13 protein-coding genes are annotated in these 15,562 nt (G+C 73.1%); 5 read left to right on the plus strand and 8 right to left on the minus strand.

The features are described from left to right. Positions 1-120 precede the first annotated feature (120 nt). Together BS75_RS11615 and BS75_RS11620 are read left to right on the plus strand one after the other, a co-directional pair. Entirely contained in the window at positions 121-1,854 is a 1,734-nt protein-coding gene (locus tag BS75_RS11615; RefSeq protein WP_034088176.1) for an ABC transporter ATP-binding protein, read from the plus strand. Beyond that, complete coding sequence (locus BS75_RS11620) at positions 1,851-3,821, plus strand: ABC transporter ATP-binding protein (RefSeq protein WP_034088177.1); 1,971 nt, start codon at positions 1,851-1,853, stop codon at positions 3,819-3,821. The genes BS75_RS11615 and BS75_RS11620 overlap by 4 nt, the downstream gene beginning before the upstream one ends. 85 nt (positions 3,822-3,906) lie before the next feature. Here BS75_RS11620 and BS75_RS44170 read toward each other — a convergent pair whose 3' ends face one another. Together BS75_RS44170 and BS75_RS11630 are read right to left on the minus strand one after the other, a co-directional pair. Beyond that, a complete protein-coding gene (locus BS75_RS44170) occupies positions 3,907-4,320 on the minus strand; it encodes a cytochrome P450 (protein ID WP_081982256.1) in 414 nt (137 codons plus the stop codon). A gap of 60 nt (positions 4,321-4,380) precedes the next feature. Then, complete coding sequence (locus BS75_RS11630) at positions 4,381-5,178, minus strand: helix-turn-helix transcriptional regulator (RefSeq protein WP_034088178.1); 798 nt, start codon at positions 5,176-5,178, stop codon at positions 4,381-4,383. 67 nt (positions 5,179-5,245) lie between these two features. Here BS75_RS11630 and BS75_RS11635 point away from each other — a divergent pair, with 67 nt between their 5' ends. After that, positions 5,246-5,827, plus strand: coding sequence for a TIGR03086 family metal-binding protein (locus BS75_RS11635; RefSeq protein ID WP_034088179.1), 582 nt, complete (start codon positions 5,246-5,248; stop codon positions 5,825-5,827). A 36-nt stretch (positions 5,828-5,863) separates the two neighbouring features. Here BS75_RS11635 and BS75_RS11640 read toward each other — a convergent pair whose 3' ends face one another. From BS75_RS11640 to BS75_RS11650, 3 genes are all read right to left on the minus strand, one after another. Further along, positions 5,864-7,888 (minus strand): serine/threonine-protein kinase, encoded by a 2,025-nt coding sequence (locus tag BS75_RS11640; protein WP_052069356.1) that lies wholly within the window; start codon positions 7,886-7,888, stop codon positions 5,864-5,866. 115 nt (positions 7,889-8,003) lie between these two features. After that, positions 8,004-9,875, minus strand: coding sequence for a translation elongation factor 4 (gene lepA, locus BS75_RS11645; RefSeq protein ID WP_034088180.1), 1,872 nt, complete (start codon positions 9,873-9,875; stop codon positions 8,004-8,006). Between the two features lie 230 nt (positions 9,876-10,105). Further along, on the minus strand, positions 10,106-10,438 hold the full coding sequence (locus tag BS75_RS11650) for a DoxX family protein (RefSeq protein ID WP_042437045.1): 333 nt from the start codon (positions 10,436-10,438) through the stop codon (positions 10,106-10,108). Positions 10,439-10,655: 217 nt separating this feature from the next. Here BS75_RS11650 and BS75_RS11655 point away from each other — a divergent pair, with 217 nt between their 5' ends. Continuing rightward, entirely contained in the window at positions 10,656-10,961 is a 306-nt protein-coding gene (locus BS75_RS11655; RefSeq protein ID WP_034088181.1) for an antibiotic biosynthesis monooxygenase family protein, read from the plus strand. Between the two features lie 116 nt (positions 10,962-11,077). Next, on the plus strand, positions 11,078-11,344 hold the full coding sequence (gene rpsT / locus BS75_RS11660) for a 30S ribosomal protein S20 (RefSeq protein ID WP_034088182.1): 267 nt from the start codon (positions 11,078-11,080) through the stop codon (positions 11,342-11,344). 246 nt (positions 11,345-11,590) lie between these two features. Here rpsT and holA read toward each other — a convergent pair whose 3' ends face one another. From holA to BS75_RS11675, 3 genes are all read right to left on the minus strand, one after another. Continuing rightward, entirely contained in the window at positions 11,591-12,574 is a 984-nt protein-coding gene (holA, locus tag BS75_RS11665) for a DNA polymerase III subunit delta (protein WP_034092850.1), read from the minus strand. A gap of 156 nt (positions 12,575-12,730) precedes the next feature. Further along, a complete protein-coding gene (locus BS75_RS11670; RefSeq protein ID WP_231607747.1) occupies positions 12,731-13,003 on the minus strand; it encodes a hypothetical protein in 273 nt (90 codons plus the stop codon). Between the two features lie 48 nt (positions 13,004-13,051). After that, on the minus strand, positions 13,052-15,562 hold the full coding sequence (locus BS75_RS11675) for a ComEC/Rec2 family competence protein (protein ID WP_042436922.1): 2,511 nt from the start codon (positions 15,560-15,562) through the stop codon (positions 13,052-13,054).

A 15,562-nucleotide genomic window follows, 5' to 3' on the forward strand; every position in this document is an offset into this window, starting at 1 on the left:
CCCTGTCGCCCCGATGGCCCACCGGAGGCGGAACCCGTGCCATCACCCGATGATGTGCCCACAGCCGGCCCACCGCCCGCTCCACCACAGCTGCCCACCTCGACCTCCTGAGAGAACCGTGTGCTGATCCGACTCCTGCGCGCCCATCTGGGCCCCTACACCAGGCCCATGACCTACCTGGTGCTGCTGCAGCTGATCCAGACCATCGCCACCCTGTACCTGCCGACGCTCAACGCCGACATCATCGACAACGGCGTGGTGAAGGGCGACACCGGCTACATCCTGCAGACCGGCGGGATCATGCTCGGGGTGACCGTCGCCCAGGTCCTCTGCGCCATCGGGGCGGTGTACTTCGGTGCGCGCACCGCCATGGCGCTCGGCCGCGACATCCGGGCCTCCGTGTTCGACCGGGTCCAGTCCTTCTCCGCCCGCGAGGTCGGCCACTTCGGCGCCCCCTCGCTGATCACCCGCAGCACCAACGACGTCCAGCAGGTCCAGATGCTGGTGCTGATGACCTTCACGCTGATGGTCTCCGCGCCGATCATGTGCGTCGGCGGCATCATCATGGCCCTCAACCAGGACGTCCCGCTGTCCACCCTGCTGGTCGCGATCGTGCCGGTGCTGGGCGTGGTGATCGGTCTGATCGTCAGCCGGCTGCGGCCGCTGTTCCGCTCGATGCAGGTGCGCATCGACGGCATCAACCGGATCCTGCGCGAGCAGATCACCGGCCTCCGGGTGATCCGCGCCTTCGTCAAGGACACCCACGAGCGCGAGCGCTTCGCCGTCGCCAACGAGGAGCTGACCGACAACGCGATCCGCGTCGGCAAGCTGCTGGCGCTGATGTTCCCGCTGGTGATGATGGTCGTCAACATCTCCAGCGTGGCCGTGCTGTGGTTCGGCTCGTACCGGATCAACAGCGGCGGCATGCAGATCGGCGCGCTCACCGCGTTCCTCAGCTACCTGATGCAGATCCTGATGTCGGTGATGATGGCCACCTTCATGTTCATGATGGTGCCCAGGGCCGAGGTCTGCGCCGAGCGCATCCAGGAGGTCCTGGACACCGAGAGCACCGTGATCCCGCCGCTGGCCCCGGTCCGCGAGCTGAAGCGCACCGGCTACCTGGAGCTGCGCGGCGCCGAGTTCCGCTACCCCGGGGCCGAGTCGGCGGTGCTGCGCGACGTCAGCATCGACGCCCGCCCCGGCGAGACCACCGCGATCATCGGCAGCACCGGGTCCGGCAAGACCACCCTGCTGACGCTGATCCCCCGGCTCTCCGACGCCACCGACGGCAGCGTCCTGGTCGACGGCGTGGACGTCCGCGACCTCGACCCGGTGCTGCTCGCCAAGACCGTCGGCCTGGTCCCGCAGAAGCCCTACCTCTTCTCCGGCACCGTCGCCACCAACCTGCGCTACGGCAACCCGGCCGCCACCGACGAGGAGCTCTGGGCGGCCCTGGAGACCGCCCAGGCCAAGGACTTCGTGGAGAAGCTGCCCGAGGGCCTGGACGCGCCGATCGCCCAGGGCGGCACCAATGTCTCCGGCGGCCAGCGCCAGCGGCTGGCCATCGCCCGGGTCCTGGTCCGCCGCCCGGAGATCTACCTGTTCGACGACTCCTTCTCCGCCCTGGACTACGCCACCGACGCGCGGCTGCGCGCGGCCCTCGCCCGCGAGACCGCCGACGCCACCGTGGTGATCGTGGCCCAGCGGGTGAGCACCATTCGCGATGCCGACCGGATCATCGTCCTGGACGAGGGCTCCGTCGTCGGCACCGGAACCCACCACGAGCTGATGGACACCAACGAGACCTACCGCGAGATCGTCCTGTCCCAGCTGACCGAGGCGGAGGCGGCATGAGTTCCGAACAGGAGGCAGCGGCCAAGCGCCGCGGGCCCGCCGCGATGCCCGGCCCCGGCCGGATGATGGCCGGTGGCCCGGTCGAGAAGTCGCTGAACTTCAAGGCCTCCGGCAAGCGGGTGCTCGGGCTGCTGCGCCCGGAGAGCGCGCTGCTGGGCATCGCGCTGGCGCTGGCCCTGGTCAGCGTCACCCTCTCGGTGATCGGGCCGAAGATCCTCGGCCACGCCACCGACCTGATCCTGGCCGGGGTCTTCGGCAAGAAGCTGCCGGCCGGCGTCACCCAGGCCCAGTACGCGGCCGGGCTGCGCGCGCACGGCCACGGCGACCAGGCCAAGCTGATCACCTCGATGCAGGACGTCCACCCCGGCCACGGCATCGACTTCAACGCGGTCGGCGGCGTGCTGCTCTGGGTGCTGGGCATCTACGTGCTCGCGGGGCTCTGCGGCATCGTCCAGGCCCGGCTGATGAACCGCTCGCTGCAGCGCGCCGTCCGGCGGCTGCGCACCGACGTCGAGGAGAAGATCGCCAGGCTGCCGCTGAGCTACTTCGACCAGCAGCCGCGCGGCGAGGTGCTGAGCCGGGTCACCAACGACATCGACAACATCGGCCAGACCCTGCAGCAGACGCTCAGCCAGATCCTGGTCTCGCTGCTGACCATCGTCGGCGTGCTCACCATGATGTTCTACATCTCCTGGCTGCTCGCGCTGATCGCCCTGGTCAGCGTCCCCGCCTCGGTGATCGTCGCGACCAAGGTCGGCAAGCGCGCCCAGCCGCAGTTCGTCGCCCAGTGGAAGACCACCGGCAAGCTCAACGCCCACATCGAGGAGATGTACAGCGGGCACGCGCTGGTCAAGGTCTTCGGCCGGCAGGAGGAGTCCGCCGAGCTGTTCCGCGAGCAGAACGAGAAGCTCTTCGCCTCCAGCTTCAAGGCGCAGTTCGTCTCCGGTCTGATCCAGCCCTGCATGATGTTCATCGGCAACATCAACTACGTGATGGTCGCCGTGGTCGGCGGGCTGCGGGTCGCCTCCGGCGCGCTGTCCATCGGCGACGTCCAGGCGTTCATCCAGTACTCGCGGCAGTTCAGCCAGCCGCTGACCCAGGTCGCCAGCATGTCGAACCTGGTGCAGTCCGGCGTCGCCTCCGCCGAGCGGGTCTTCGAACTGCTCGACGCGCCGGAGCAGGAGCCCGACCCGGTGAACCCGGAGCGCCCGGCCGAGCTGCTGGGCCGGGTCGACTTCGAGCACGTGGCCTTCCGCTACGCCCCGGAGAAGCCGCTGATCGAGGACCTGTCGCTGACCGCCGAACCCGGCCACACGGTCGCCATCGTCGGACCCACCGGCGCCGGCAAGACCACCCTGGTCAACCTGCTGATGCGGTTCTACGAGGTGACCGGCGGCCGGATCCTGCTGGACGGGGTGGACATCGCCGGCATGTCCCGCGAGGAGCTGCGGGACGGCATCGGCATGGTGCTCCAGGACACCTGGCTCTTCGGCGGCTCCATCGCCGACAACATCGCCTACGGCCGGGCCGGGGCCACCCGCGAGGAGGTCGTCGCCGCCGCCAGGGCGGCCCACGTCGACCGCTTCGTCCGGACCCTGCCCGAGGGCTACGACACGGTCATCGACGACGAGGGCACCGGTGTCAGCGCCGGCGAGAAGCAGCTGATCACCATCGCCCGGGCGTTCCTGGCCGAGCCCTCGATCCTGGTCCTGGACGAGGCGACCAGCTCCGTCGACACCCGGACCGAGGTGCTGATCCAGCGCGCCATGGCCAAGCTCCGCACCGGCCGCACCGCGTTCGTCATCGCCCACCGGCTGTCCACGATCCGCGACGCCGACACCATCCTGGTGATGGAGGACGGCGCGATCGTCGAGCAGGGCAACCACACCACCCTGCTGGAGGCCGAGGGCGCCTACGCCCGGCTGTACTCGGCGCAGTTCTCCCAGGCCGTGGCCGAGGTGGACTGACCGGGCGTCAGCACGCAGTGCCTGCGGGCCGGCTGCCGGGGATCCCCGGCAGCCGGCCCGCCTGTTCATCCGACCCGACCGCTCGTCACCAGAGGACCGGCAGCCGCTCCGGAATCCGCTTGATGAAGCCGGTGCGCCACACCAGCCGCTCCTCCGGGACGGCCGGCCGCAGCTCCGGCAGTCGGCCCAGCAGCGCGGTCAGGGCCACCTCCGCGTGCACCCGGCCCAGCGCGGTGGCCGGGCAGTAGTGGCGGCCCGCGCCGAAGGACAGGTGCGGGTTGTGCTCCCGCTCCGGGTCGACCCGGTCGGCGTCCGCGAAGACCTCCGGGTCGAAGTTGGCCCCCTCGACGCAGACCAGCACCAGCTCGCCCGCGCGGACCAGGACGTCGCCGAGCTCGACGTCCGCCGTCGCCAGCCTCGGCAGGCCGTCGCCGATGGAGAGGTTGACCCGCAGCAGCTCCTCGACGGCGGCGCCGATCCGCTCGGGCCGCTCGCGCAGCCGGTCCGCGAGCCCTCGGCCACCGGCCGAAACCCGCGGTCAACGCGGCGCTTCCGGCGCTCAGCGCGGGGCGTAGTGGGTGGGTGGCAGACCGACGACGGCGGTGAAGTCCCGGCTGAGATGGGCCTGGTCGGCGTAGCCGAGGTCGGCCGCGAGCAGCGGCCAGTCGACCGTTCCGCTGTCGGCGCGGAGCGCGGCCTCCTGCAGCCGGGCGCGGCGCAGCACCCATTTGGGCCCGACGCCGACGTACTCGGCGAAGAGCCGCTGCAGGGTGCGGACCGAGACCTCGCAGCGCGCGGCCAACTGCTCGACCCGGAGGACGGAGCGGTCGGCGGTGGCGGTGTCGACCATCGCCGCGACCTGCGGGACCAGCGGGTCGGCAGCCGGCAGCCGGTCGAGCAGGAAGGCGTCGGCGAGCCCGGCCATGGCGTCGGGATCCGTCTCCGCGAGGATCCGGCGGCCCGCGTCGTCGACCGCCGGGCCGAAGACCTCGACCCCGAGCAGCACCCGGTCGGCCAGCTCCTGCACGGGCCGCCCCCAGAACGGGCGGAAGCCGCCCGGCCGGAACTTGATCCCCAGGACCTGGCCGGCGCCCTCAAGGCGGCGGACGAACAGGCCCCGGTTCACCCCGTGGACCGCGGCCCCGGGCTGCTCGAACACCAGGTGGAGGTTGGGGTGGGAGAGGACCTGCTGCTCGTGCGGGGGGCGGCCGCGCAGGTCCCAGCGCACCTGCCAGTAGCACTCGACCAGCTCCGCGAGCCGGGCGTCCGGCGCCCGCCGCTCCAGCGTGAACCGGTCCGCCGCCTGCCGGTAGCGCAGCACGCCGCGCGGCTGCTCCTCCGCGTCCGCGCTGGTCATACCGTCCAGCCTACCGATGTCGCGTTTCTTCAAGACGCCCCCGCGCCCCGGGCCTAGCGTGGCGGGTATGACCATCATCCTCCCCCAGTTGACCGACGCCGCCGCCGAAGCCGCACGGGTCGTCCGTGCGGTCACCCCCGACCGGTTGACCGACCCCACCCCCGCGAGCGAGTGGGACGTCCGAACCGCCGCCAACCATCTGGTCCTGTGGACCTCCTACAACTTCGAACTGCGGGCCAAGGGCGGGGCCGCTCCCGAGGAGTGGCAGCAGCGGGACTTCACCGCCGAGCCCGGTTGGGCCGACGCCTACGCCGCCCAGCTGGACCGGGCCCTCGCGGCCTGGTCCGACCCGTCCGTCTGGGAGGGCGAGGTGAAGATGGGCGACTCCAGCATGCCGGCCGGGGCCGTCGCCGGGATGGTCCTGCTGGAGCTGGTGCTGCACGGCTGGGAGGTCGCCCGGGGCACCGGCCAGGAGTTCACCGTCCCGGACCCGGTCGCGACCACCGCGCTCGGCCTGGTCGAGCAGTTCGGCGACATGTACCGCTCGTTCCCGGGCGGCTTCGCCGACGTGGTCGCCGTCGCGGACGACGCCCCGGCCCTGGACCGGGCGCTCGCCCTCTCCGGCCGTGACCCGCGCTGGACGGCCTGACCCGCGCCGGACGTTCCGCCCGGCGCGTCGGCCGCCTCAGCTGGAGCTGCGCAGCGCGGGCCAGGTCTGCTGCCCCACCTCACCGTCGACCCCGAGTCCCTTGTCCCGCTGGAACGCCTCCACGGCGTTCTTGGTGTTCGGGCCGAACTGGCCGTCGACCCCGTCGACGACGTTGTAGCCCCGGTAGCTGAGGATGCACTGGATCTCCTTGACCGCCGCCACATCCGTGGACCCCGGGTCGGTCTCGGCGCTGCCGGAGTAGTAGTGGCAGTTGGCGATCCAGGCCGGCTGGGCCGGAGGCGCCGGGGTGGCCGTCGTCTGGGTCGGAGTCGGCGCGGAGGGCTGGGTCGACGTCCCGTCGGTCCCCGGCTGGCTCGGCGTGGCGGCGGAGGCCCCGGCCGTGGGCGAGCCGCCGTGGTGGGAGCGGGCCGTCGCCGAGCTGCCGGCCGAGGCCGTGGCCGTGGCCGTGGCCGTGGCCGAGCCCGAGGGCCGGGCGGCCGTCGCGCTGCTCCCGGCCGAGGCGGAGCCGGAGCCGGACGGGGCCGCGCCCGCCTGGAACGAGCCGCCCGCGCCGTTGGTGGCCGAGGCTCCGGCGGTGCCGCTGCCGGCCGCCGAGGCGTGCCCGCTCGGTCCGGCCACCAGCAGCGCCAGCCCGGCCGCAGCGGCGACGGCCACGGCCGCCCCGCTGACCAGCAGCCCGATCCGCCTGGGCCGCTCCTGCGGGGCCGGCTGCGGCGCGACGGGGCCGGGCTGCGGGCCGGGGGCCTGGATGACGTACGGGGCGAAGCGGCCGGCCGCCTCCGTCGGCGGAGTCGCCGGCACGGCGCCGGGGTGGACGGGCGCCTGGTGGACGGGCCCGGGGTGGACGGGCCCGGCCTGGTAGGGCGCGGCCTGGAGCGGCGCGGTCTGGACCGGTGTCGACCACGCCGACCGGCCGTCCCCGGCGGCGGGCACGGTGGCCGGGGTGTGCGGTCCCCGGGGCGTCGGCGGGCCGGACGGGGGAGGGGTGTGCGCGCCGAGCACGAAGGTGCCCTCGACCGCGGCCGGACCCGGGGCGGCTGCGGGGCCGAGCGGCTCCAGCGGCAACTGCGCCACCGCGTCGGTCACCTGAATGCACGTCATGATCGCGTCGCTGAGCCCCTGCGGCCAGGGCGCGAGCACCTGCCGGGTCAGCGCCGTCGCGATCACTTCCTCCGCGCTGGGCCGCCGGTCCTGCTCCTTGTCCAGGCAGGCCGCGACCAGGGCGGAGAGGTCGGTGTCGACCGCCGCCACCCGCTCCAGGACCTCCGGCTTCGGCGGCTCGAAGGCGACCCGGTGCAGCACGTCCACGCTGGTCCCGTCCCCGAAGGGGGCATTCCCGGTGACCGCGTAGGCGAGCACCGAGCCGAGCGCGAAGACGTCCGAGGAGGTGACCACCGGCAGTCCCCTGACCTGCTCCGGCGACATGTAGGCGGGCGTGCCCACCTGCTGGCCGGTGACGGTGATCGAACTGGTGCCGGACGCCTGGGATATGCCGAAGTCGATCAGTCGGCAGCCGTCCGGGCCGAGGACGACGTTGGACGGCTTGATGTCGCGGTGGACGACCTCCGCCCGCTCCAGCGCCGCCACCGCGCGGCCCAGGTCGGCCGCCAGCCGCCAGGCCGCCGCCGGGCCGAGGACGCCGTGGTCGGCCACGGTGCCGGTGAGGCTGAGCCCGGGGATGTACTCGGTGGCCATCCACAGCAGGTCCCCGTCGAAGCCGCTGCCCAGCAGGACGGCGGTCGGCCCGCCCTGGACCCGGGCCAGGGCCTCCGCCTCCCGCTCGAAGCGGCGGCGGAACTGGGGGTCCTCGGCGTACTCGGGCCTGATCACCTTGACCGCGGCCAGCCCCCGGTACACCGGCGCGCCCGGTTCGCGTCCCAGGTAGACCCGGCCCATGCCGCCGCCGCCGAGCAGCGCCAGCAGCCGGAAGGGCCCCACCTGCACCGGGTCGACCGGACGGAGCGGGGCGGCACCCAGGTGGTCCAGGCCGGTACCGGCGAAGACGCGCGGATCGGAGAGGGCATGGATGTGCTCTGGCATCTGACGACCCGGCTTCCCCTCGTACAACAGTTTGCAGCGGGAGGCTACCGCAGCCCGGGAAACGCCGGAGGGGCCCGCCGGAAGACGGGCCCCACCGATGGCACTCAGGTGCGCGCTACTTCTTCTTCTCCGCGGGTCCGTCGGCGTCCGTCGACAGCGCGGCGATGAAGGCCTCCTGCGGGACCTCCACCCGGCCGACCATCTTCATCCGCTTCTTGCCCTCCTTCTGCTTCTCCAGCAGCTTGCGCTTCCGGGAGATGTCACCGCCGTAGCACTTGGCGAGGACGTCCTTGCGGATGGCGCGAACGGTCTCGCGGGCGATCACCCGGGAACCGATGGCGGCCTGGATCGGCACCTCGAACTGCTGGCGCGGGATCAGCTTCTGCAGCTTCCCGGCCATCATCACGCCGTAGTTGTAGGCCTTGTCCTTGTGCACCACGGCCGAGAAGGCGTCGACCGCGTCGCCGTGCAGCAGGATGTCGACCTTGACCAGGTCGGCCGCCTGCTCGCCGATCGGCTCGTAGTCGAAGGAGCCGTAGCCCCGGGTCTTGGACTTCAGGATGTCGAAGAAGTCGAAGACGATCTCGGCCAGCGGCAGGGTGTAGCGCAGCTCGACCCGGTCCTCGGAGAGGTAGTCCATGCCCTGGAGCGCGCCGCGCCGGGCCTGGCAGAGCTCCATGATCGCGCCGACGAACTCGTTGGGCGCCAGGATGGTGCCGCGCACCACCGGCTCGTTCACCTCGGTGATCTTGCCGCCGGGGAACTCGCTGGGGTTGGTGACGGTGATCTCGCTGCCGTCCTCCATCACCACCCGGTAGACCACGTTGGGCGCGGTGGAGATCAGGTCCAGGTTGAACTCGCGCTCCAGCCGCTCCCGGATGATCTCCAGGTGCAGCAGCCCGAGGAAGCCGCAGCGGTAGCCGAAGCCCAGCGCCACCGAGGTCTCCGGCTCGTAGACCAGCGCGGCGTCGTTCAGCCGCAGCTTGTCCAGCGCGTCGCGGAGCAGCGGGTAGTCGCTGCCGTCCAGCGGGTAGAGGCCGGAGAAGACCATCGGGCGTGGTTCCTTGTAACCGCCCAGCGCCTCGGTCGCACCCTTGTGCATCGAGGTGATGGTGTCACCGACCTTGGACTGCCGGACGTCCTTCACCCCGGTGATGATGTAGCCGACCTCGCCGACGCCCAGGCCGTCGGCGACCTTGGGTTCCGGGGAGATGACGCCGATCTCCAGCAGTTCGTGGGTGGCGCCGGTCGACATCATCGCGATCCGCTCGCGCTTCGTCAGCTCACCGTCGACGACCCGGACATAGGTGACCACGCCGCGGTAGGTGTCGTAGACCGAGTCGAAGATCATCGCACGGGCCGGGGCGTCCTTGACGCCGACCGGGGCCGGGACCCGCTTCACGACCTCGTCCAGGATCGCCTCGACGCCGAGCCCGCTCTTGGCGCTGGCCCGCAGCACGTCCGAGGGCTCGCAGCCGATGATCCGGGCCAGCTCCTCGGAGTACTTCTCCGGCTGGGCGGCCGGCAGGTCGATCTTGTTCAGCACCGGGATGATCGTGAGGTCGTTCTCCAGCGCCAGGTAGAGGTTGGCGAGGGTCTGCGCCTCGATGCCCTGGGCCGCGTCGACCACCAGCAGCGTGCCTTCGCAGGCCGCGAGCGAGCGGGAGACCTCGTAGGTGAAGTCGACGTGGCCCGGGGTGTCGATCATGTTGAGGATGTGGGTGGTGCCCTGCTGCTCGCCGCTCAGCGGCGCCCAGGGGAGCCGTACGGCCTGCGACTTGATGGTGATGCCGCGCTCGCGCTCGATGTCCATCCGGTCGAGGTACTGCGCACGCATCATCCGGGGGTCGACGACGCCGGTGATCTGCAGCATCCGGTCGGCGAGCGTCGACTTGCCGTGGTCGATGTGGGCGATGATGCAGAAGTTGCGGATCAGCGCCGGGTCGGTGCGGCTGGGCTCCGGAACGTTGACGGGAATGGCGGGCACGCAGGATCCAATGGTGGTCGAGTGGCTGACGGAGTCGATCGTGTGGCGGTGACGGTGACGTGGGCGGTTCGCGGAAGTGCTCGCGGACGGGGTCGCGGGGGTACTCCCCGCCTATCGTCCCACGAGCGGGGACCTCACCGCTCGGAGCCGTCCACCGGCCGTACCGGCCCGTCGGCCGGAGGCGCTGTTCAGCGCCGGTCGGAGTCGGTTCAGCGCCGGTCGGAGTCGGTTCAGCGCCGGTCGGCGTCCGCGCCGCGGCTCACCGAGAACGCCCAGCCGAGGAGCGGGGCCTGCAGCGGCAGTCGGCCGAAGGCGAGGGCCCGCTTCGGCGCGGAGGCGTTCCGCCAGTTGTAGGCCATCTGCACATTGGCCGGGAACACCGCCGCGAACAGCCCCGCGGCGGCCAGGGCGCCGCGCCGCCGAGTGGCCGGCAGGGCGACGGCGGCGGCCACCGCCAGCTCGGCCACCCCGCTGACCTGGGTCCAGCCCCGCGGGCTGCCCGGCAGCACCGGCGGGATCATCGCGTCGAACGGCCTGGGCACCGCGAAGTGCAGCACGCCCATGCCCGCCAGCAGGCCGGAGAGCAGCAGCGCCGAGCGCGGGCCGGAGGTCGCGGCGCCGAGCCGGCCGAGGCGGAGGGAAGGGAGGGTGCCGTTCGCACGGACGGGGTTCCCGCGTAGGGAGGGGGGCTTCGAGACGGTTCTGGTGAGGAGGGTCATACGCTTCAGCCTGGCACGGGTGCTGGCGTGATCGGGGGCGGTTCCGGCAGGATTCCCGGGCATGATCATCGAATCCGCCCGCCTCGACGTCCGGCCGGGCCGCGAGGACGATTTCCTGGCCGCCTTCGAGCAGGCCCGCCCGCTGATCTCGGTCCAGCGCGGGTTCGTCTCGCTGCGGCTGCTCCGCTGCCTCGACCCCGGCCAGGAGTCGCGCTTCCTGCTGACGGTGGAGTGGGAGCGGCTGGAGAACCACACCGAGGGCTTCCGGAAGTCCCCGGAGTACGAGCGGTGGCGGGAACTGCTGCACCACTTCTACTCCCCGTTCCCGGTGGTCGAGCATTTTGGGGAGCCGAACCGGCCCTGGTAGCCTGGACCACCGTGTCTGCGATGCCCCATGCCCTCTCGGCCCCTTCGGTCGGAAGCGCGGCGGGCGGACCGGACGCACCACCACCCCGTTCCAACAAGACAGACTGAGGCTCCTTCGTGGCGAACATCAAGTCCCAGATCAAGCGCATCAAGACCAACGAGAAGGCTCGTCAGCGCAACAAGGCTGTCAAGTCCTCGCTGAAGACCGCCGTCCGCAAGGCCCGTGAGGCCATGGAGGCCGGCGACGTCGAGAAGGCCACCGTGCTGACCCGCGATGCCGCCAAGAAGCTCGACAAGGCCGCCAGCAAGGGCATCATCCACAAGAACCAGGCTGCCAACAAGAAGTCGGCGCTCGCCGCCAAGGTTGCCGGGCTCCAGGGCTGATCTGCTTTCTCGGGTCGCGCTTGACGACCTGCCGGAACGGATGACGCGGTCCCTCTCAACCGCACCGCTCCGGCCCTGCACAGACCGTCCGGCCCTCTACCCGGACCCTGTGCACACACGCATCGCACGCGGCCTGCGTTCGCCACGCGGGTGCGGTGCAGCAGTACGGAACCAGTCTTTGGACCGCACGAAGGCCCCCGTCTCCTCGGAGACGGGGGCCTTCGTGGTTGCCGGTGTGGCCGGCTCTCAGCGCTGGGAGCGGGCGGCGCGGGCGATGGTGACCACGCACTGCTCCAGGGCGTAGGCCGGGTCGCCGGAGCCGCCCTTGACCGCCGCGTCGGCCTCGGCGATGGCGCGCAGCGCGACGGCCACGCCGTCGCTGCTCCAGCCCCGGACCTGCTGGCGGACCCGGTCGATCTTCCACGGCGGCATGCCCAGCTCGCGGGCCAGGTCGCCGGGGCGCAGGCTGCGGTCGGCGGTCGCGACCCGGCCGATCGCACGGACGCCGGAGGCCAGCGCGAAGACGATGCCGGTGGGCTTCTCCCCCACCGCGAGCGCCCAGCGGAGCTGCCCCAGCGCCTCGGCCGCCCGGCCGGTCACCGCGAGGTCCGCCACCTGGAAGCCGGAGGACTCGGCCCGTCCTGTGTAGTAGCGGGCGACCACCGTCTCGTCGATGGTGCCCTCGGTGTCGGCAGCCAACTGGCTGCAGGCCGAGGCCAGTTCGCGCAGGTCGCTGCCGACCGCGTCGAGCAGCGCGGTGCAGGCGTCCTCGGTCGCGGAGCGCCCGGTGACCCGGAACTCGGCGCGGACGAAGGCCAGCTTCTCGGCCGGCTTGGTCAGCTTGGGGCAGACCACCTCGCGGGCGCCGGCCTTCTTCGCGGTGTCCAGCAGGCCCTTGCCCTTGGCCCCGCCGGCGTGCACCAGCACCAGCATCACCTCGGGGGCGGGGTCGTCCAGGTAGGCCTTGACCTCCTTGACGGTGTCGGCGGCGAGGTCCTGGGCAGCCCGGATGACGATCACTTTGCGCTCGGAGAAGAGCGACGGGCTGGTCAGCTCGCTGAGCATGCCCGGCTGCAGGACGCCGGGTTGGAGGTCGCGCACATCGGTGTCGGCGTCGGCCTGCCGGGCCGCCGAGGTGGTCTGCGCCACGGCGCGGTCGAGCAGCAGCTCCTCCTGGCCGACCACGAGCGTCAGCGGGGAGAGCAGGTCGTCACTGGGTTTCCTGGCCATCACGGCCAGCGTAGCGGCTGCCACCGACAGTGCCGCGCGCTTCGGGCCCGGGAGGATCGGGACCGGAAGGATCGGGGCCGCGCGCGTCGGGCCCGCGCGGATCGGGACCGGAAGGATCGGGGCCGGGCGGATCGGGCCCGCGCGGATCGGGCCCGGCTACTCCAGCCAGCCCTCGTGCTCGGCGGCGAGCGCGGCCAGCACCGCCCGGCTCGGCCCGGCGGACAGCGGCGGGGTGAGCACCACCAGCCACTGGGCGTCCTCGGCGTCGTCCTCGCCGGCCAGGGCCTCCCGGTGCAGCTCGGGCTCGGGCAGGGCGGGGTACTCCTCGGCCAGCTGCTCGGCGACGGCCTCGGCGGCGTCGCGGTCGGGCAGGACGAGGACCAGGGGCTCGTCGTCGGAGAGGTCGGCGGGGTGGGTGTGGGTCTGCACCCGACCATTATCGGGGTCGCCCATCGGGGTTCGGTCATCGCGGGTCGGTCATCGCGGGTTGGTGGCAGTGGCCAGGTGGCCGTTGTCGTCGGTCACCGCGAGGTCTCCCTGGATGTCGGTGCGGAGCACCGTGCTGCCCACCGAGCGCAGCAGGTCCAGGGTGGACGGGGCCGGATGGCCGTAGGAGTTGCCGAGGCCCACCGAGATCAGCGCCAGCCTCGGGGCCAGTGCCCGGACCAGCTCGGCGTCCTGCTTGGCCGAGCCGTGGTGGGCGACCTTGAGCAGGTCGACCCGGCGCAGCTCGGGGTAGCCGGCGAGGTGGGCCAGCAGCCGGTCCTGGGCCGGTGGTTCGAGGTCGCCGAGGAAGGCCATCCGCAGTCCGGGCGCGGTGACCAGCAGGGCGATGCTGGCGTTGTTGGGTCCCGGGGTGTCCGGGCCGAGCGGGCCGTCCGGCCACAGCACCTGCCAGCGCAGGTCGCCCAGGCTGCGCCGCTCGCCCGGCACCACCTGCACCACCGGGACCCCGGCGGCGGCGGTCCAGCGCCGGACCCGCGCGGTCTCGCCCTGGGGGTCGGTGTCGGTGGTCGTCTCCACCACCCCGACCTCGCGGTCGTGCAGCACCCCGGGCAGCCCCTCGACGTGGTCCGCGTGCTCGTGGGTGAGCAGCAGCAGCGGGATCCTGGTGATGCCGAGGGTGCGCAGGCAGAGGTCGATCGCGTGCGGGTCCGGGCCGACGTCGATGACCAGGGCGGACCCCGGATCGGTCCCCGGGGAGAGAACGAAGGCGTCGCCCTGGCCGACGTCACAGGCGACGACCCGCCAGTGCGGCGGCGGCCAGCCGGTGACCAGCCGGGTGAGCGGCGCCGGGCGCAGCAGCAGGGCGATCAGCGCCAGCACGAGTCCGAGCGCGACCGCCCGGTGCCGGAGCACCGGCAGGCAGGCGACCAGCGCGCAGGTGACCGCCACCAGCAGCAGTGCCCCCGGCCAGCCGCCGGGCCAGGCGATCTCGGCCCCCGGGAGGTCGGCGGCGAAGCGGGCGAGGCCGCAGATCCAGGCGGTGGGGACGGCGGCCAGCCGGGCGAACAGCACGGCGGCGCCCGGGGACAGCGGGGCGACGGCCAGGGTGGCGAAGCCCAGCAGGGTGGCCGGGGCGACGGCGATCTCGGCCAGCAGGTTGCAGGGGATGGCGACCAGGCTGACATGGGCCGCCTTCAGGGCCAGCAGCGGGCCGCAGACGGCCTGGGCCGCGCCCGCACAGGCCACGGCCTCGGCGAGGCGGCGCGGCCAGCCCCGGGCGACCAGCGCCTCGGTCCAGCGCGGGCCGAGGACGAGCAGCCCGCCGGTGGCGAGCGCGGACAGGGCGAAGCCGAAGGAACGGGCCAGCCAGGGATCGGCCAGCATCAGCAGCAGCGTGGCTCCGGCGAGCGCGGCCAGCGGCGAGGTCCGGCGGCCGGTCGCCAGGGCCAGCAGCATGACCAGCCCGGTGGCGGCGGCCCGCAGCACGCTCGGGTCCGGACGGCAGAGGATGACGAAGCCGAGGGTGAGGCCGGTCCCGGCGAGTGCGCTGAGCCGGAGCGGCAGGCCCAGCCGGGCGGCGAGGCCGCCGCGCTCCGGGGTGCGCGAGCGGGAGGCGGCGCCGATCAGCAGCACCATCAGGATCGACAGGTTCGCACCGCTGACGGCGGTGATGTGGGCCAGGTCGGTGGCGAGGAAAGCGGCCTCCAGATCGGCGGGCACCCGGCTGGTGTCGCCGACGACCAGCCCGGGGAGCAGCGCCCGGGGATCGGGGTCCAGCGGCTCGGTGGCCCGGCGCAGCCCGGACCGCAGCGCCCCGGCCACCCGTTGGGCCGGTGAGGGCGGCGCGAGCAGCCGGGGCGGTCCCCGGGTCAGCAGCAGCGCGGCGATGTCGTCGCCGTCCTCCACGCTGCGCAGCCGGGCCTCGGCGGCGACCCGGGTGGACGGCAGCAGGCCGAGCCAGCGGCTCGCCTCCGGCCCCTGGGCGATGACGGTCACCGGGGTCCGGATCCGCGAGGCCGCCGGGTCCGGGGGCGGGAGCCGGACCTGGTCCACCGTCGCCCGGAGCACCACGTAGTCGGCGCCGGTCGGGCCGCCGCCCGCGGACGGGTCCTTGGTGACGGTGAGTTCGACGTCGACGGTGGCCTGGCGGCGGGCCAGGCCGGGGATCGGCCCCCGGTGCAGGTCGGCGGTGGCGAGGGTGGTGGCGACGGCCGCCGCAGCCGCGCTGAGCAGCAGCCCGGCCAGCGGCCGGCACAGCGCGCGCAGCGGTGCGCGCGGGGTCGCGCCCGAGGCCGGGCCCGGGGATGTGCCCGGGGTCGCGCGGTGCCGACGGAGCCGACGGTCCGTCAGCAGCAGGGCCAGCGCGGCGGCTCCGGCGAGGGCGGCGGCGGCCAGTGCCCGGGGAGCCCACCCCGCCGGCGCGTCCACCAGGACAGCCGCCGTCCCCCAGACGGCCAGCGCCGGGCCGAGCAGCCGGATGTCCTGCGGCGGCTTCGGCGCCCGGCCGCCCGGCTGGCCCGCCGGTGCTGCATCGTCCCCCAT

The organism is Streptacidiphilus albus JL83 (genome assembly GCF_000744705.1).
Taxonomy (GTDB): Bacteria; Actinomycetota; Actinomycetes; order Streptomycetales; family Streptomycetaceae; genus Streptacidiphilus; species Streptacidiphilus albus.